This window comes from Winogradskyella sp. (assembly GCF_016744625.1).
Taxonomy (GTDB): Bacteria; Bacteroidota; Bacteroidia; order Flavobacteriales; family Flavobacteriaceae; genus Winogradskyella.
In genome coordinates, this window is the sequence record NZ_JADGDZ010000024.1 from 22,941 (window position 1) to 41,733 (window position 18,793).

Consider the following 18,793-nt stretch of genomic DNA (forward strand, 5'->3'; position numbering starts at 1 on the left):
TGTTACTTTTGCGAGGTTTTAGGTGTCAAATAATTAAATTGATATCGATAAATAGCATTTATGAACAACAACAAAAATGTATTTGATAACGTACTTCAACTTATAGGAAGTACACCTCTTATCAAGTTGAACAGAATGACAGCCGAATTTGACGGTGATTTTTATGCTAAAGTAGAAGCATTTAATCCTGGTCATTCTTCTAAGGACAGAATCGCATTACATATTATTGAAGAAGCAGAGCGTCAAGGTATTTTGACTCCTGGTGATACTATTATTGAAACTACTTCTGGAAATACTGGTTTTAGTATAGCAATGGTGAGTATCATTAAAGGTTACGAGTGTATTTTAGCCGTAAGTTCTAAGTCTTCTGCAGATAAAATTGACATGCTAAAGTCTATGGGAGCAAAGGTTTACGTTTGTCCTGCACATGTTAATGCAGATGATCCACGTTCGTATTATCAAGTTGCAAAGCGTTTACACGAAGAAGTTAAAGGCTCTATTTATATTAATCAGTATTTTAATCAGTTGAATATTGATGCACATTATAATTCTACTGGTCCAGAAATTTGGGATCAAACCGAAGGGCAAATCACACATTTAGTAGCTTGTAGTGGAACAGGAGGAACAATTTCTGGTATTTCTAAGTATTTGAAAGAGCAAAACTCTAATGTAAAAGTTATTGGAGTTGATGCTTACGGTTCTGTATTAAAGAAGTATCACGAAACTCGTGAGTTTGACGATAAAGAGATTTATCCATATAGAATAGAAGGCTTAGGTAAAAACTTAATTCCTTCGGCTACGGATTTTGATTTAATTGATAAGTTCGTAAAAGTTACAGATGAAGAAAGCGCACATACTGCAAGAGAAATATCTAATACTGAAGGACTTTTTGTTGGTTACACTAGTGGTGCAGCAATGCAAGCTATAAAGCAACTTAATGCTGAAGGTGAATTTAAGCATACAGACAAAATTGTTGTTGTATTTCCAGATCACGGATCTCGTTATATGAGTAAAGTATATAGTGATAAATGGATGAGCGATCAAGGATTTTTTGATAGCAAGACAGCTACACCAGCAACTATTGAGTATATAAAATAAAAATATTTTAAGTATATATACCTATCATAGGCAACTGTGATAGGTTTTTTTATGTTCAAAACTTAGTTAATACTTAGATTAAATAAATTATGCGGTCATAATATTATTAATTAATTTTGCAGATACTAACAAAATTAAATTAACTAAAGTTAATGGTGTTTATATACTGGCTTAAAAGTTTATAGATATCGATTAATAGCAACTTAGCGCATGAAGGATTTATTTGAAAAGATTTATAGAGATAAAGGACCACTTGGTAAATGGGCTGCTCAGGCTGAAGGTTATTTTGTGTTTCCTAAGCTAGAAGGCGAAATTTCTAATAGAATGAAATTTCAAGGTAAAGATGTTATCACTTGGAGTATCAATGATTATCTAGGCTTAGCAAATCACCCAGAGGTTAGAAAAGTAGATGCTCAAGCAGCTGCAGATTACGGTTCTGCATACCCAATGGGAGCACGTATGATGTCTGGTCATACAGAATTACATGAACAATTGCAAAATGAGTTAGCTGAATTTGTTAGTAAAGAAGCTGCATATTTACTAAATTTTGGTTACCAAGGTATGGTGTCTACTGTAGATGCTTTAGTTGGTAAAGATGATATTATTGTTTACGATGTAGATTCTCACGCTTGTATTATTGATGGTGTGCGCTTACATATGGGAAAACGCTTTACCTATAAGCATAACGATATAGAAAGTTTAGAGAAAAATCTTGAACGTGCTACGAAAATGGCAGAACAAACTGGAGGTGGAATCTTAGTGATTTCTGAGGGTGTGTTTGGTATGAGAGGAGAGCAAGGAAGACTTAAAGAAATTGTCGCTCTTAAAGAAAAATTCAATTTCAGGTTATTTGTAGATGATGCACATGGATTTGGTACTTTGGGTGCAACAGGAGCTGGAGCAGGTGAAGAGCAAGGAGTGCAAGATGGTATAGATGTTTATTTCGCAACCTTTGCTAAATCGTTAGCAAGTACAGGAGCTTTTATTGCTGCAGATCAAGAAATTATTGATTACTTAAAATACAACTTGCGTTCTCAAATGTTTGCTAAATCATTGCAAATGCAATTAGTTGTAGGTGCATTAAAACGTTTAGATATGTTGCGTACAATGCCAGAGCTTAAAAAGAATCTTTGGACTATAGTTGATGCGTTACAATCTGGTTTAAAAGATCGTGGTTTTGATATTGGAACAACACAAAGTTGTGTAACACCTGTATATTTAAAAGGTAGTATTCCTGAAGCTATGGCTTTGGTTAGAGACTTGCGAGAAAATTATGGAATCTTCTGTTCTATAGTTGTTTACCCTGTTATACCTAAAGGATTAATTTTATTAAGAATGATTCCTACAGCAACTCATACTTTAGAGGATGTTAGAGAAACCTTAGATGCATTTGATGCCATTAGAGATAGACTCGAAAATGGAACTTATAAAAGAATGTCTGCAGCTTTAATTGCCGCTATGGGAGAGTGATTTTCTAAAAATTTATAAAATATAAAGCCACTGAAAAGTGGCTTTTTTTATGCAATAGATTTTTTAAACGTACAACGTCTCTTATGAGTAACGGGTTTAAAGTTTTTCCAAAGTTTTTGAATGGCTTCATTATCATCTAATTCTGGACCTCTAACGCAAAGCTCAATATCTTTGGCATTGAATGTTTGCCAAAATTCTTCAAAAATTATAGCAGTAACACCTTTGTTTTGGTATTCTGGTAATACACCAATAAGGTAAAAAGTTACAGTTTTGGCCTTCTTTTTAGCTTTTAATAGATGCATAAATCCAAAAGGAAAAAGTTTGCCATTCATTTTTTGTAAAGCTTTAGCATATGATGGAGTTACAATTCCGAAGCCTACTAATTTGTCATCTTTGTCTAATACGAATTTGACATATTCAGGATTTAAAAAACCAATAAATTTTTTCTTGAAGTATTCGCGCTGTTCTTGGTTGATTTCTACAAAAGAGGATAGGACAGAATGTGATTTTGAAAACACATCAAACATCTCATCTGCATAATCCATGATATCTTTATTATTTGTGAAATTAAGCGCTCTAAGCTGGTAGCGCTTTTTAACCATAGTCTGAACACGTGTAAAGAATTCTTGGAGAATATTCTTAAACTCCATTTTATTCTCAGAGTACGTTGTGCCAACAGCATAACCTAATGCTTTAAAATGCTCAGCATAATATGGATGATTATGCCACGTAATCATGCTTCCTATTTCATCAAAGCCTTCTGTTAAAACACCAACTTTATCTAGATTAGAAAACCCTACAGGACCTTCAACATAATCTAAATCTTTTTCTTTTCCTATTTTGTGGACTTTTTCAAGTAGTAACCGAGTCACTTCAACATCATCAATTACATCAAACCAACCAAAACGCATTTTCTTTTCGTTTTGCCCATTCACTTCTAACCAATTGATAATTGTAGCAACACGACCAACTATTTCATTACTTTTATAAGCCAAGAAATAACGTGCCTCAGCATCTTTAAAAACGGGATTAACATCCTTATCTAAAGTTCTTACTTCTTCAGCTATGATAGGTGGTACCCAAGATGATGACCCTTTATAGAGTTTAAAAGGAAACTTAACGAATGCTTTTAAGTCTTTCTTAGATGTGATTTCTCTAATTGTAATCATGTAGTTAGGAGAGCTATAAATTAAGAGTCAAAATCATCAGTTCTCTTTTCTTTTTTCTTCTTTTTCTTCTTCTTTTTAAAATTTCCATCATTACCATTGCCATTATCAATTTTCTTGTCTTTATGAAAATCTAAGCGATATGAAGCACCAAAAGCGATATTAAACACTGAAGGTGTGTCTTTTGTATTGAAGCCAATATTAGCATCTAACTGAAAATCTGGCGTCCATAAATATGCACCACCAAATCTAAAAATATTATCTGCATAAAAATCACTATTGATTCCTTGTGCTTCCCCAAAAATGACCCATTGTGGTGTAAAAGAATGTGTTAAAGTAAATACATATTGAAATTCTGAAAACTCAGAACCAATTCTATCTTTTATTAAATTCATGACAAATACCCAACCACCATTAAAATTGTTTTGTGTAGCTACCATAACTTTAGGACTAAAGCCTTCAACATCTGGTGCTGTATATGGATTGCTTTTAGTGTCGAAATTTGCACCGACATATACTGCCACTGCAGGTATCAATGATTTCCATTGAAACTTCTTATTAGCATGATAACTATATAAGTTTGGTTTTGCTTCTTCTGCATTTTTATAAGGATCATAAACCAAATATTTAGCTCCTAAAGTGAAATTTTTAAAATTAGAACGTTTATCTTCTAAAGGAATCGCAGCATTATTAAAAGTAATTTTATCATTTTGGTATTTACCATCAAGAGACAATTCTAATTGCTCAAATAAAACACCATATCTCAAAGCGAAATCTAATCCAAAACCTGAAACTTCGTAATTTAGTGGGACATGTTCTTCTTTAACTGTAAATGCACCAGCTTCAAATTGAACAATACCTGTTCCAACTGAAAATGCACTTTTAGAAACACCAGGACGATTAGAGTTAATTACCTCTGTGTATTGTGCGTAGGTTGAAGTAAAAGATAATGAAATAAGAAAAACGAAAATTGATTTGAGTACTCGCATTAGATTTTGGTTTAAATTCAAATATAGATATTTTATACTTTTTTTAAGGAATAATAACGGATTATAAATGAGTATAATTGTATTTTTGAGTATTATTTAATTTATGATACAAGAAGCTTCGGCCATGGGATTATTAAGAACCATTTTAATTATATTACTTGTTTACTTTGGTTTCAAGATATTAGCACGCCTTTTTGCTCCTTTTCTTTTACGATTTGTAGCTAAAAAAGCAGAGCAGAAATTTGGTGAGCAATTTGGCGGATTCAAAAATCAAGCAAATCAGAAGCAACAACAAAAGCAAAGAGAAGGTGAGACTGTTATTGATAAAATGCCTAACCAAAATAGAAAGTCTAACGAAAAAGTTGGAGAATATATCGATTACGAAGAAATTGATTAGTTAAATTCCTGTAAGTTCTGATTACTATCAAGATGAATCTCTAATGTTTTTAGAAAAAAATAACTATTTTTCAGAATCGTTCAATTTAAAGCATACTCATGTCATTTTCCTTTAAGCGTATACTACCTCATATCTTAGTTTTAATAGGGTTTGTAGTACTTTCTTTAGCCTATTTCAGTCCAGTTTTACAAGGCAAAAAAATCAACCAAAGTGATATTATGCATTACATTGGTATGGCGCAACAGCAAAAGGAATTTGCTAAAACTACTGGAGAAGAAACGTATTGGACTAATAGTGCTTTTGGAGGTATGCCAACCTATCAACTTGGAGCAAAATATCCTCATAATTATATTAAAAAACTCGATTTAACCTTACGCTTTTTACCAAGACCTGCAGATTATTTATTCCTATATTTTATAGGTTTTTATATTTTATTATTATCTCTTAAAGTAGATTATAAGCTTGCAGCATTGGGTTCGCTTGCGTTTGGATTTTCGACTTATCTGATTATAATTCTTGGTGTTGGTCATAACTCAAAAGCACATGCCATAGCATACATGCCCTTGGTTTTAGCAGGAATCATTTTAACCTTTAGAAAGAAATACATACTAGGTTTTCTACTAACCATCGCAGCTTTAGGGTTGGAGATTGTAGCTAACCATTTCCAAATGACTTATTATCTTTTGTTATTAGTCATTGTTTTAGGAATAGTTTATTTGATTGATGCCTATCGTAAAAAACAATTGCCTCACTTTTTTAAATCCATAGGATTACTTTCTATTGCAGCTATTCTTGCAGTTGGCTTAAATGCTACCAATATTATGACGACTCAAGAGTATGTAAAAGAAAGTACACGTGGCAAGAGTGAGTTAACTATAAATTCTGATGGTTCTGCAAAAGAGGTGACTTCTGGTTTAAGTAAAGAATATATTACTGAATATAGTTATGGAATTTTAGAGACGTTTAACCTCTACATTCCTAAGTTTATGGGAGGAGGAAATAGGGAAGATGTAGGTAAAGATTCAGATACTTATAAAGCTTACATAAATCTTGGAGCTTCACCTATTGAAGCCTTGCAAGCTTCTAGAAATGCACCTATGTATTGGGGAGACCAAACTATTGTTGAAGCTCCTGCTTATGTAGGAGCAGTTATTATCTTCCTTTTTGTTCTAGGACTATTCTTAGTTAAAGGACGATTAAAATGGTGGCTTGTAGGTGGAACAATACTTTCATGGATTTTATCATTAGGAAAAAATTGGTTTTTCATTGAAAACCCTAAACCAGACAGTAATCCAATAACTAATTTCTTTATTGATTTTGTTCCTTTATATGATAAATTCAGGGCTGTAAGTTCAATTCAAGTAATTTTAGAATTGTGCATTCCTGTGCTGGGAATTTTTGCTTTGGTTCGTTTGTTTAATGATTTCCAAAAAAATGAAGAAAAACTTAAGGCTTTAAAATATTCTGTTGCAATTACTGCAGGTTTGGCATTAGTATTTTTATTATTTAAATCAGTATTATTCGATTTTGAAAGCTTTAGAGATGATGGTTATATAGAAGCTTATGGCCAACCATTTATTGATGCAATTATTGAAGATCGAAAATCATTAATGACCACTGATACATTAAGAACATTAATTCTAGTACTACTTTCTGCAGGTGCCGTTTATTTTTTCTTAAAAAAGAAACTATCTGAAAAACTAGTTGTTGTCGTTTTTGCGGTTCTGTTACTTTTTGATTTGGTAAGTGTTGATAGACAATATGTGAACAACGATAATTTTGTATCAGCACTAAAGGTAGATAAACCTTACCAAGCGAATGCTGCGGATAAAGAAATCTTAAAAGACAAAGGACATTTTAGAGTATTAGATATGTCTTCAGAAGGGCAAAGTAAACCAGGCAGAACGGCTTATTTTCATAATTCACTGTTTGGTTATCATGCAGCAAAATTAGGACGTTATAATGAGTTAATGGAATTTCATGTATACAAGAACAACATGAATGTTCTTAATATGTTGAACACAAAATATATCATAGCTGAAGAGCAAGGTTCAATTTTTCCATATACCAATACTGAAACTAATGGTAATGCTTGGTTTGTTTCAGAATTAAAACAGTTAACTAGTGCTAACATAGAAATAAGAGTCCTAGATAGTTTAGATACAAAAACTAAAGCAGTCACTACGATGTCAGACTTTAGTGGCAAGCCAGAAATTATTCGTTATAAGGTTGATTCGATAGCATCTATTCAATTAAAAGCACATAAACCTAATTACCTTAAGTATGAATCTATTAATTCAAATAATGGTCTTGCTGTGTTTTCAGAGGTTTATTATAAAGAGGGATGGAATGCTTATATCGATGGAAATTTAATTACTCATTTTCGTGTAAACTATGTTTTAAGAGCTTTAGAAGTTCCAAAAGGAAATCATACAATAGAATTTAAGTTTGAACCAGAAGTTGTTGAAACAGGAAGTAGAGTGGCTTTGGCGAGCTCTGCTATATTTGGGATATTGCTTTTATTGGCTGTTTTCTATACTTTTAAAAAGAAAGATTGATTGTCATTCCTGAGAAGGCAGGAATCCATTATCTACCGACAAAAAATAGATTCCTGCCTTCTCAGGAATGACAGAAATGAGTAAAAAAAGAGTTCTTATAATTTGCTATTATTGGCCACCAGCTGGAGGTCCTGGTGTACAGCGTTGGTTAAAATTCGTTAAGTACTTGCCTGAGTTTGATATTGAACCAATTGTGTATTGCCCAGAAAATCCAAATTATCCTATTGTGGATGAAAGTTTGGTAAATGAAATATCAAAAAGCATTACAATACTTAAACAACCTATAAATGAGCCTTATGGTTTAGCAAGTTTGTTTTCAAAGAACAGTGCTAAAAAAATTAGTTCAGGAGTGATTCCTAAAGCTAAAAAACAGTCTTTTATTGAAAAAGCAATGCTTTATGTGAGAGGAAATTACTTTATACCAGATGCACGTAAGAATTGGATAAAACCTTCGGTTTCATTTCTTTCAAATTATATTAAAAAGCATCAAATAGAAATTATTATAACTACAGGTCCACCACATAGTTTGCATTTAATTGGATTAAATCTAAAACAACAGCTTGGAGTAAAATGGCTAGCAGATTTTAGAGATCCATGGACAACCATTGGATATCATAAGGACTTAAAATTGACTAAATCTTCTGAAGCTAAACATAAAGATTTAGAGCTTAAAGTTCTTAATGCTACAGATGAAATTATTGTTACTAGCAGTCATACCAAGAATGAGTTTAAAGCAAAAACAGAGCAATCTATTTCTGTTATCACAAATGGTTATGATTCACATAAAGTTAGAGTAGATGAGAAGGACGACTTATTTACATTATCACATATTGGTTCATTATTATCTGAACGAAATCCAAGTATTTTATGGGAGGTGCTTTCAGAATTGATTAAAGAAAATGAAACTTTTTCAAAAATTTTTAAACTGAATTTAGTAGGAGTAGTGAGTGATGATGTTTTAGAATCTATTCACAATAATGGATTAAGACATCATTTAAATATTGTTGGTTATGTGAGTCATGATGAAGCGATTAAATTTCAGATGCAATCGCAGGTTTTGTTACTGATAGAAATTGATACAGACGACACCAAAGCCATCATTCCTGGTAAAATCTTTGAGTATCTTATTTCTGAAACACCAATATTGGCTATTGGACCAAAAGATGCTGATGTTGAGCAAATAATTAAAACAACCAATACAGGAACTTACTTTAGTTATAATGAGAAGGTCGAATTAAAAACGCAAATCTTAAACTATTTTGAAGCCTACCAAAATAATAACTTAAAAGTAAATGCGATTGGCTTGCAACCATATAGTCGCAAAGCATTGACGAAAAAGTTAAGTTCTATCATCAACAATATCTAATTCCTCAAACACGTTTTGTAATTTGATATTTTATAGTTGTATTTTGCATCACTATGGGAATTGTACTAAACCAATCATTTAAAAATACCATAAGTACTTACTTAGGTTTCGGTATTGGTGCGATTAACACACTCTTCCTTTACACCAATTTTTTAACAGATGAATACTTTGGATTAGTTGCTTTTTTACTCTCTGCTGCTAATATTATGATGCCTTTTATGGCTTTTGGAGTCCATAATGCTATTATTAAATTCTATTCATCATTTAAAACTAAAAATAGTATTAATAGCTTTTTAAGCTTCATGTTGTTTTTGCCTTTGGTGTTTATTATTCCTGCATCTATTATAGGTTATTTTGCCTATGATTCTATTGCAGGTTTGCTTTCAAAAGAGAATGCAATCGTTGGAAATTATGTTTGGCATATTTTTATTTTGGCAATTGCGATGGCCTATTTCGAAATCTTTTTTGCTTGGTCTAAAGTGCAATTACAGACTGTATTTGGTAATGTAATGAAAGAGATCTTTCATCGTGTATGCATAATGCTTTTGCTTTTTGCCGTTTATATGAATTGGTTATCGGTTAACGACTTTATTTTAGCAGTAGTCGCTATGCATATATTACGAATGTTAGTAATGATGTTGTATGCGTTCTCAATTAGAATTCTAAAATTGAAATTTCAGAAAATAGAAAAGATTTCTTCAATATTAAAATATGCAGGATTAATGATTGTCGCTGGTTCTGTAGCGATGTTAATTCTTGATATAGATAAGTTTATGATAGGCTTAATGCTCGAAGATATAGAACAAGTGGCATACTATAGTGTTGCTATATTTATTGCTACAGTAATTGCAGTGCCACAGCGTGCTATGCATCAAATAATGATGCCTTTAACTGCTAAGTATTTAAATGAAAATGATAAGCCAGCACTAGAAGATTTATATAAGCGAAGCTCTATGAGTTTATTGGTAATTAGTGGCTTTATTTTTCTATTAATTATCCTAAATATTAATCAGCTTTACCAAATAATTCCTAAGGAATTTACCGGAGGACTTTTTGTTGTAATTATTGTAAGTCTAGCAAAACTATATGATAATAGTTTAGGGAATAATAATGCGATTTTATTTAATAGTGATTATTACCGAATGGTTTTGTTCTTTGGTGTATTGTTAGCGATTATGGCTATAGTCTTAAATATTATTTTTATTCCTGTTTATGGTATTGAAGGCTCAGCGTTAGCAACATTTTTAGCAGTTTTTGTTTATAATACTATCAAAGTATATTTTGTAAAACGCAAGTTTAACATACAGCCATTTACAATGGCATCGCTCAAAATTGTGCTAACGCTAATGGTATTGTCGTTAGTTTTTTATTTTTGGGAGTTTCCTTTTCATCCTATTGTTAATATTATTTTTAAATCTGTCTTAATTGGGTTACTTTATTTTAGTGTGATTTATAAAATGAATGTTTCCGAAGATATTTCTAGTCAGATTAAGAAGTATTTGCGGTTAAAGTAAAGTCGTGTGAAACTATAACTTATAATTATCACTCTGAACTTGTTTCAGAATCTAGACTACAATTAAATTATAAGATATTGAAACAAGTTTAGCATCATAAAAAGAATAAGCGTTATAAAAGAGATTCCTGAGAAAGCAGGAATTTGTAAACGAGAAATCCCGCAAGGTGCTCTGAGGCATACATCATGCGGGATTTCTACTAACCAACCAAAAAAAACTTAATTTTATCCTCTCGATCGTCTTGAACTAGATCTAATAGAACTCTGGTTGCTTTTTCTACTTGTGTTAGATTTTGTCTTTGCAGACGATGATTTTCTTTTATTTTGTACTGTACTTCGTTGTCTTGTACTTTGCGACTTCGCTTTATTATATGTACGAGATTTTGTCGCGTTTGGTTTTCTTATCGAAGCACTTCTCTTATTAGACACAGAAGAACGTGTTTTGGTCACATTTCTATTAGTGTTTCTATTAGGCGTTACACTTCTAGTAGATCTAGTAGAACGTGTTGTTGCTTGCTCAGAACCTCTTGTTACGCCAGTGTTACCTGTTGTTCTAGTGCTAGTGTTGCCAGTTGCTCTAGTACTCCTAGTAGGAGTATTGTTACTTTGTAAACGCATCGCTCTTGTTTTTGCTATTGTAGCATTACGAGTCTCTACAGTTCTTCTAATTGTGCGCTCACTTCTATTTCTAGGTGTTTGAGCATATCTGTTACTGTTTCTTGTTGCATTTCTCCTTCCAACTTGATTGTTTCCACGTCTTCCATTAATGTTGTAATGTCTAACGTTATTAGTATATGGTCTATAGTAAATATGTCTTGCAGGTGCATAATATTGTCTGTACGGATTTGCATTAATAATACAGAAGTTTACTGTAGGTATTGCATAGAACCTGTGCCATGGTCTGTAAACATAAGCTCTGTTATAGATATTAATAAACCCATCGTATCTCCAAAAAGCATTATTTCTGTAATACACATTTAATCCACCTAATCTTGTAATTCTTCCACGACTATTATAGTTAATGAAGATATCTCCAATTTGATTTACACGACCATAGTAATCGTAATATATAGGTGTGTTTTCTACTTGGATAATCGCCCCAAAACTATCGTACTGTACATAAGGGTTGTAGTTATAGCCCGAGTTAAAACTTAATGAAAAACCTGGTGAATCAAAACCGATACTTACATCTGGTCCGTAGTTAGGTATATAAAAATCGAATTGCCCATCTGCGTATACCGAGAATTCGATACCTGCTTCATTAAATATGAAAGAATTACCGTAACCTCTCACGTAATTATTAATTGAAGCTTCAGCTTCTGATGTTGATGTGGTGGTTGCAAATGCGGTAGTGCTTAAAGCAACTAAACCTGCAAATAAAAATAGTATCCGTTTCATAATAAAGGGTTTTTAAATATTAATTACTAACTATAAAACAAACAGCGTGCCAAAATCATAAGTCACTGATAATAAGCCGCTATTTTAAGGTAAAGAAAAACCCTGAACTACTTGGGGAAGTATTCAGGGTATATATATGCCACTAACAATTAGTGGTTAAACAAATCAATTAAATTCTCAACTCTTAATTTTCTTTTTCTTTAAGGTTTTACCACCTTTTCTATAATAGTAGTAATCGTCTTCGTCGTTCCAATCATCATCCCAATCATTGTCATGAGATTGATTATCAAAGTGATCTACTGTACAACCAGATGTGCCACAAAAGCTACAACCTTGGTTGTTACGATTTACAGAACCTCTTGTGCCAATAACATCTCCATATCTGTTGTAAAGAATACGTAAGCCACCAACTTGTTTCAATTGTCCTCTTCTGTAACTCATATATACAGAGCCTACACGCTTTAGTTTACCATCTCTATCGTAGTTGATAAAAACATTTCCGATACGTCTTACACGTCCAAGTCTATCGTGTGTTACTAAAACACCTCTGTCTCTGTTGTGGTACGTTGTGCCAGGAGCTCCATGAGTTCTATTTGTACTTCTTCTGTTTCTTGTTTTAGAACGTCTGTAGTAATAATTGTCGTCGTCTGGCACTGTAGAAAATGAATCTGTATTAAAATCAAAACTGCCATCGGCAAAGACTAAAAATTCTACACCTCGTTCTACAAACAAAATAGGTTGTGTATAACGGTAGCGTGCATTGTTAAAATCTTCCCCAATTAAAACAGCATTTCCTGCTGTTGTCGCTGTGGCTGATGTTAATCCTAACAACATAGCCAAAAAAAGTACTTGCTTTTTCATAATTTATAGGTTTTTAGATTCGCCCAGTCACTAACTCATTTAGGACTTTTAGGCTTACGCTATTTGTTTTTAGAAAAACCAATTAACGTGCCAAGATTTTAAATACCTGAAAAACAGTTGGTTGAATGGACTTTGAAATTGCTATTTGTAACAATTGTGTTGTTAGATCTTCTAATTAATAACTACTGGTATTATAAATTTCAGTATTTTTAAACCAGACTAACCATCAATTATGAGTACCAACCAAGTTAATTGCCAGAATTGTGAAGAGCTTCTTGAGGCTGACTTTGAGTTTTGTCCACATTGTGGACAAAAAACCAATGAAGAATTAACCATTGGAGTGCTTTTTTACAATACCATAAGTAATTATTTTTCTTTTGATGCTCGCTTTCTAAAAAGCTTCATTCCATTAATGTTTAGACCAGGTTATTTGGCTAAAGAATTTATTAAAGGAAAGCGATTGTTGTATTTGCATCCTGCACAGATGTATTTGTTTATCGCTGTTATCTTCTTCTTTTTATCTAATATTTATTCTAGAGAATTGAGAGAAGACTTAGATAAGAATATGCAAAAAGTTTTGGCTAATAGGACAGAAAAAAAACAAGACCAAGATAGTGTTGTACAAGATTCTATAGATGTTGGGGAATTTATAAAACCATTAAAAGACAATGGTGTTACTATAGGCTTAGATGATGATGATTTAAAGGCTTTAGATTCTCTAACTAATATAAAAGTACCTAAAAAGAATATAGGAACTTCCTTTACTTTTAATGAAAGAGAAATGGATTCCCTCATAGCAGCTGGTGCATCAGATGAAGCGATATATAAAACCATGGGAATGGAAGAGGATGCTGGCTTTTTTAAACGCAAGTTTTATACACAAATATTAAAGTTTTATAAAACAATGGGACTTGGGCAGATATTTCAAACCTTTATAGATAGTATTCCATTGGCCATGTTTTTTCTATTACCAATTTTTGCGTTTTTATTAAAGATATTCTTTTATAATAAAGGAAGATATTCACACCATTTAGTCTTTAGTTTCTATTACTTTTCCTTTCTTTTTGTTGCATTTAGTATTGTATTCGGAATGAATAGAATTTGGGATATACCAAATTGGATAGATTCGCTAATTGTTTTATCGACCTTCTTTTATTTGCTTTTTGCAATTATTAAGTTTTACAGACAAAACTGGTTTTTAAGTTTTATTAAGACTGGAGTCGTAAGCTTCTTGTTTTTATTGATTGTTTTGCCTTTTTCCTTTTCAATTTTAGCATTTATATCCTTTTTATTTTATTAGGCTTCATTAGATTTTGAATGCCAAATAGGGACATTCAAAAACTCGCTTATTATATGAGCGTCGTCTATAATTGATTTTAAATTTCCGTGATCAACCACATTTTTTCTGGAGTCATCTTCTAGAACTAGGTTAAGTTCAAAACTTTTATATGATCCATTATCACTTCTCACGTGTTCACCAATAATTTGGATAGCAATTATTGATTTCAATGGTAATTGGTTTTTTGAGTCATTTTTACTGATATGAAGATCAACTTTATAGGTTTTATAATAAAGACCAAGTTGCTTGTCAAAAACTCTTGGCATATAAGAGCGATAACACATATAACCACCAACAGACCCAAAAATAGCACCGAAAACAAATAGCATCCAATTGCCAGGTGGTGGAATTGATAATAAATCAGTAAAACTCAAAATGCTAAGAATAATAACAGCTATACCAATGACTAAGAATAAGAATGAGAAAAGAGCTCCACCTATCGATGGTTTATAGGCTAATTTTGATGATGATTTTTTTACAAGAACATGAGTTTTAAAGTTAGCTCCTCCAGAATTTAATGGAGATGTATCTATATTATTTGTTGTAGAGGACTCGCTAAAATCCACATCATCAATAGATTTTCTAGTATCAATAACTTCTCTATGAAATCCTTCTGACAAATCCATGTTATAATTTGTCTTGTAGGTATTTACCAGTAACAGAATTCTTGTTCTTCGCAATTTCTTCTGGTGTACCAAAAGCAACTAATTGCCCACCGTTTTTACCACCTTCAGGCCCTAAGTCGATAATATAATCAGCACACTTAATTAAATCAATATTATGTTCAATTACTATTATAGAGTGTCCTCTTGCAATTAAAGCTTGAAATGACTTTAGCAATTTTTGAATATCATGAAAATGAAGACCAGTTGTAGGCTCATCAAAAATGAACAGCGCATTATTGTTTTTGCTTCCTTTGCCTAAGAATGTTGCTAATTTAATACGCTGCGCTTCACCACCAGAAAGGGTAGAAGAGGACTGTCCTAAAGTTACATAACCCAAACCAACATCTTGTAAAGGTTGCAGTTTATTCTGAATTTTAGACTGTTTATTGATTGTAAAGAAATCTATAGCATCATCGATGGTCATATTTAAAATATCATCAATCGATTTACCTTCAAAATGAACCTCTAGTACTTCTTTCTTAAAACGCTTTCCACCACATGTATCACAAGTTAAATGCACATCTGCCATAAATTGCATTTCAATAGTCACTTCACCTTCACCTTTACAGGTTTCACAACGTCCACCATCAACATTAAAACTAAAGTGCTTGGCTTGGTAATTTCTAATCTTGCTTAGTTTTTGGCCAGCATATAATGCTCTAATATCATCATAAGCCTTAATATAAGTCACAGGATTAGAACGAGATGAGCGACCAATAGGATTCTGATCTACAAATTCAACATGCTGAACAATACTATGATTGCCCTTCATTTCGCTAAATTGACCAGCTTTATCACTAAATCCAGTTAGTTTTTTCTGAATTGCAGGAAATAGAATTTTCTTTACCAAAGTACTTTTTCCACTACCCGAAACTCCAGTAATAACCGTAAGCATTTCTAAAGGAAACGTAACATCAATATTTTTTAAGTTGTTTTCTCGAGCTCCAACAATATCTATCTGATATTTAGAGGTTCTTCGTTTTTCAGGAACTTTTATTTCTAGCTGACCATTAAGGTATTTAGCTGTTAAAGTATTTGAAGCTAAAATGTCTTTGAAATCTCCAACTGCAACAACTTCGCCTCCAAATGTACCTGCTTCTGGCCCAATATCTATAATAGAATCAGCAGCTTTCATAATATCTTCATCATGTTCTACAACGATGACTGTATTACCTATATTTCGTAACGCTTTTAAGACATCTATTAAACGCTCTGTATCTTTTGGATGCAAACCAATACTTGGCTCGTCCAAGATATACATAGAACCAACAAGGCTACTTCCAAGAGATGTCGCTAAGTTAATTCGCTGACTTTCTCCACCAGATAAGGTGTTAGAACGTCTGTTAAGCGTTAAGTAATCCAAACCAACATTAGACAAGAATTCTAGTCTTGTATTGATTTCTGTAAGTAATCGTTTTGCAATTTTAGCATCGTATTCATTAAGTTTTAAATCTTTAAAAAATACAGACAATTCATCTAAAGGTAGATCTACTAAGTCTGTTATCGTCGCATCATTTATTTTAACATAATTTGCTTCTTCTCGCAAGCGTTTTCCTCTACAAACATTACATTTCGTTTTTCCGCGATAACGAGATAACATTACACGATTCTGAATCTTATAAGCTTTAGATTCTAGTTCAGCAAAGAAACTATCTAAGCCTTCAAAGTATTGATTGCCTTTCCAAATTAGGCTTTTATGTTTTTCACTTAATTCGAAAAATGGTTTATGAATTGGAAAATCAAATTTATGAGAGTTATTTACCAATTGATCTTTGTACCAACTCATACTTTCTCCTCTCCAAGGAAAAATTGCATTTTCAAAAACAGATAATGCTGTATTTGGAATGACTAAATCATCATCAATACCAATAACATCTCCATAACCTTCACATTTAGGACAAGCACCATAAGGATTATTGAAACTAAATAAATGTGCGTTGGGTTCTAGAAACAACATGTCATCTAATTCAAACTTATTATTGAAAGTTGTTAGTTTGTTATCAAAAAGTGATTCTATAATACATGTACCAACACCTTCAAAAAATGCAGTTTCAATAGCATCTGCCAAACGGTTTAAGAAATCTTCATCGTCTTTATAAACGATTCTATCTACAACCAAAAACAGATTTTTAGCAGATTTAATCTTTGTTTTTAAAGCATCATCAATTCTTAAAACGTCGTCTTTTATTTTAATACGTGCGTAACCTTGCTGTTGAAGAGTTTGCAGTTTGTTTTCGATAGTTCTACCTTCTTCTAATATTATTGGTGATAGAAGTAGTAATTTTGTGCTTTCTTCGAATTTTGAAATATACTCAATAACATCTTTAGTAGAATGTTTCTTTACCAATTCACCAGAAATAGGAGAGTAGGTTTTACCAATTCTTGCAAATAATAATTTTAGATAATCGTAAATCTCAGTGGTTGTGCCAACCGTTGAACGCGGATTAGTAGAATTCACCTTTTGCTCAATAGCAATAGCTGGAGCAATCCCTTTTATATAATCTACTTTTGGTTTATTGAGTCTTCCTAAAAACTGACGTGCATAGCTCGAAAGACTTTCTACATAACGTCTTTGACCTTCTGCATACAAGGTATCGAAGGCTAAACTAGACTTTCCAGAACCAGATAAACCTGTGATAACTACTAATTCATTTCTAGGAATAACAACATCAATATTTTTAAGATTATGCAGTTTTGCACCTTTTATGATAATATTTTCCTTTGGGTTAACATCTATAACAGTAGTATTCATAGGACTTTTGGTACGTATAATTTTGCAAAGATACCTAAACTATTTAACCTGATGAAGTGTAAAAATATTAGATTAAATGTTAAAATTTGGCATGAAATTTTGTTTTTGTGGAATGATTGTTGTTATATTGTAACCATAATCATTTAAAAAACAACCGCGTATAGCATAATATTACTTTAGAAAATTTTAACCCCTTGTTAAGAAGTCCGCTTCTTACTACTAAAAGTAATATTATGAAAAAAGAACTTATCCAAGACGCAGAGTTGGTTAGCAACTACATTAACGGAGACGAGAATTCTCTTTCAATTTTAATTAAAAGACATAAGCAAAGAATCTATAGCTTTATTTATTCTAAAGTTTATGATAGAGATGTTACAGAAGACGTATTTCAAGACACTTTTATTAAAGTGATTAAGACTTTAAAGCTTGGAAAGTATAACGAAGAGGGTAAATTTTTGCCTTGGGTTATGCGAATTGCACATAATCTGGTTATTGACCATTTTAGAAAGAATAGTCGTATGCCTAAGTTTGATAATGCAGGCGAGTTTAGTATTTTTTCGGTGCTAAGTGACTCTAGTTTAAATGCAGAAAAAAAACTTATTAAGAATCAAGTAGAGTCAGATGTAAGACGTATTATAGAAGAATTGCCTGAAGATCAAAAGCAAGTTTTATTGATGCGTATGTACCAAGATATGAGTTTTAAAGAAATCTCAGAACGTACAGGTGTTAGTATCAATACTGCCTTAGGTAGAATGCGATATGCACTCATTAATATGCGTAAGGTGATTGAACAAAATAACATCGTTTTAACGAACTGATGCAATAAAGTGTTTTATGTTACGTTTTATCCATGTAATAACTCCTAAATTATTAAAATGGAAAAAATTTACTCTGACGCTTCCCCAAAAAATGATAACCTAAACCCAAAAGATGAAACAATACGTTTCCTTTTGAATTACTCAAAGGCTTTAAGTGTTATAAATTATAATAAATTGAAGTTTGAAGCACTTCTAAATTAATTTGAAGAAAAATCCTGATGTGAAAATATCAGGATTTTTTTTGTAAATAATAACTCTTCATAATTGTGAGTAGCTAAGTATTCTTGCTTTATGTCTTTTAAGTATTCAAGTACTTTTGATTTCATAGGATGATTCTCAATCTGGCAATTTTTTATCTGTTTATCGTATACGGTTATGATGATGTACCAATGATCTTTTCTAC

16 protein-coding genes are annotated in these 18,793 nt (G+C 32.1%); 9 read left to right on the forward strand and 7 right to left on the reverse strand.

The genetic code is table 11. From position 1 onward, the window contains the following. Positions 1-60: 60 nt before the first annotated feature. On the forward strand, positions 61-1,098 hold the full coding sequence (locus QZZ53_RS07330) for a cysteine synthase family protein (protein WP_296383104.1): 1,038 nt from the start codon (positions 61-63) through the stop codon (positions 1,096-1,098). Between the two features lie 210 nt (positions 1,099-1,308). After that, positions 1,309-2,568, forward strand: coding sequence for an aminotransferase class I/II-fold pyridoxal phosphate-dependent enzyme (locus QZZ53_RS07335; protein ID WP_296383106.1), 1,260 nt, complete (start codon positions 1,309-1,311; stop codon positions 2,566-2,568). Positions 2,569-2,615: 47 nt separating this feature from the next. On the opposite strand, the gene QZZ53_RS07340 is transcribed toward QZZ53_RS07335, so the two are convergent. Together QZZ53_RS07340 and QZZ53_RS07345 are read right to left on the reverse strand one after the other, a co-directional pair. After that, positions 2,616-3,737, reverse strand: a complete 1,122-nt coding sequence (locus QZZ53_RS07340; protein ID WP_296383108.1) for a GTP cyclohydrolase — start codon at positions 3,735-3,737, stop codon at positions 2,616-2,618. Between the two features lie 20 nt (positions 3,738-3,757). Then, complete coding sequence (locus QZZ53_RS07345) at positions 3,758-4,723, reverse strand: transporter (protein WP_296383110.1); 966 nt, start codon at positions 4,721-4,723, stop codon at positions 3,758-3,760. A gap of 103 nt (positions 4,724-4,826) precedes the next feature. On the opposite strand from QZZ53_RS07345, the gene QZZ53_RS07350 reads away from it, so the two are divergent. The 4 genes from QZZ53_RS07350 to QZZ53_RS07365 all read left to right on the forward strand — a co-directional run bounded on the left by QZZ53_RS07350 (position 4,827) and on the right by QZZ53_RS07365 (position 10,558). Further along, positions 4,827-5,120, forward strand: coding sequence for a DUF4834 family protein (locus QZZ53_RS07350; RefSeq protein ID WP_296383112.1), 294 nt, complete (start codon positions 4,827-4,829; stop codon positions 5,118-5,120). Positions 5,121-5,218: 98 nt separating this feature from the next. Continuing rightward, positions 5,219-7,678 carry a YfhO family protein gene (locus QZZ53_RS07355; RefSeq protein ID WP_296383114.1) on the forward strand — a complete coding sequence of 820 codons (2,460 nt, stop codon included), beginning with the start codon at positions 5,219-5,221 and terminating at the stop codon, positions 7,676-7,678. Positions 7,679-7,754: 76 nt separating this feature from the next. After that, entirely contained in the window at positions 7,755-9,044 is a 1,290-nt protein-coding gene (locus tag QZZ53_RS07360) for a glycosyltransferase (RefSeq protein ID WP_296383117.1), read from the forward strand. Between the two features lie 53 nt (positions 9,045-9,097). Then, positions 9,098-10,558, forward strand: a complete 1,461-nt coding sequence (locus QZZ53_RS07365; RefSeq protein WP_296383119.1) for a polysaccharide biosynthesis C-terminal domain-containing protein — start codon at positions 9,098-9,100, stop codon at positions 10,556-10,558. A gap of 224 nt (positions 10,559-10,782) precedes the next feature. Here the strand turns inward: QZZ53_RS07365 and QZZ53_RS07370 are convergent, their stop codons facing one another. Both QZZ53_RS07370 and QZZ53_RS07375 read right to left on the reverse strand, forming a co-directional pair. After that, positions 10,783-11,955 carry a hypothetical protein gene (locus QZZ53_RS07370; protein ID WP_296383121.1) on the reverse strand — a complete coding sequence of 391 codons (1,173 nt, stop codon included), beginning with the start codon at positions 11,953-11,955 and terminating at the stop codon, positions 10,783-10,785. A 177-nt stretch (positions 11,956-12,132) separates the two neighbouring features. Further along, the gene (locus QZZ53_RS07375) at positions 12,133-12,816 is read right to left on the reverse strand and encodes a hypothetical protein (protein WP_296383123.1); all 684 of its coding nucleotides are present in this window, start codon (positions 12,814-12,816) and stop codon (positions 12,133-12,135) included. Between the two features lie 232 nt (positions 12,817-13,048). Between QZZ53_RS07375 and QZZ53_RS07380 the strand changes: the two genes are divergently transcribed. Next, the gene (locus QZZ53_RS07380) at positions 13,049-14,116 is read left to right on the forward strand and encodes a DUF3667 domain-containing protein (RefSeq protein WP_296383125.1); all 1,068 of its coding nucleotides are present in this window, start codon (positions 13,049-13,051) and stop codon (positions 14,114-14,116) included. On the opposite strand, the gene QZZ53_RS07385 is transcribed toward QZZ53_RS07380, so the two are convergent. Continuing rightward, positions 14,113-14,781, reverse strand: a complete 669-nt coding sequence (locus tag QZZ53_RS07385) for a hypothetical protein (RefSeq protein WP_296383126.1) — start codon at positions 14,779-14,781, stop codon at positions 14,113-14,115. The two genes, QZZ53_RS07380 and QZZ53_RS07385, sit on opposite strands and share 4 nt — an antisense overlap. Before the next feature lies 1 nt (position 14,782). Beyond that, positions 14,783-17,572 (reverse strand): excinuclease ABC subunit UvrA, encoded by a 2,790-nt coding sequence (gene uvrA, locus QZZ53_RS07390; RefSeq protein ID WP_296383127.1) that lies wholly within the window; start codon positions 17,570-17,572, stop codon positions 14,783-14,785. Between the two features lie 233 nt (positions 17,573-17,805). On the opposite strand from uvrA, the gene QZZ53_RS07395 reads away from it, so the two are divergent. Together QZZ53_RS07395 and QZZ53_RS07400 are read left to right on the forward strand one after the other, a co-directional pair. After that, complete coding sequence (locus QZZ53_RS07395; RefSeq protein WP_296383130.1) at positions 17,806-18,390, forward strand: sigma-70 family RNA polymerase sigma factor; 585 nt, start codon at positions 17,806-17,808, stop codon at positions 18,388-18,390. 57 nt (positions 18,391-18,447) lie between these two features. Beyond that, complete coding sequence (locus tag QZZ53_RS07400) at positions 18,448-18,591, forward strand: hypothetical protein (protein ID WP_296383131.1); 144 nt, start codon at positions 18,448-18,450, stop codon at positions 18,589-18,591. Here the strand turns inward: QZZ53_RS07400 and QZZ53_RS07405 are convergent. After that, positions 18,588-18,793: hypothetical protein (locus QZZ53_RS07405; RefSeq protein WP_296383133.1), on the reverse strand; the 206-nt coding region annotated here is incomplete at its 5' end. The genes QZZ53_RS07400 and QZZ53_RS07405 overlap by 4 nt on opposite strands.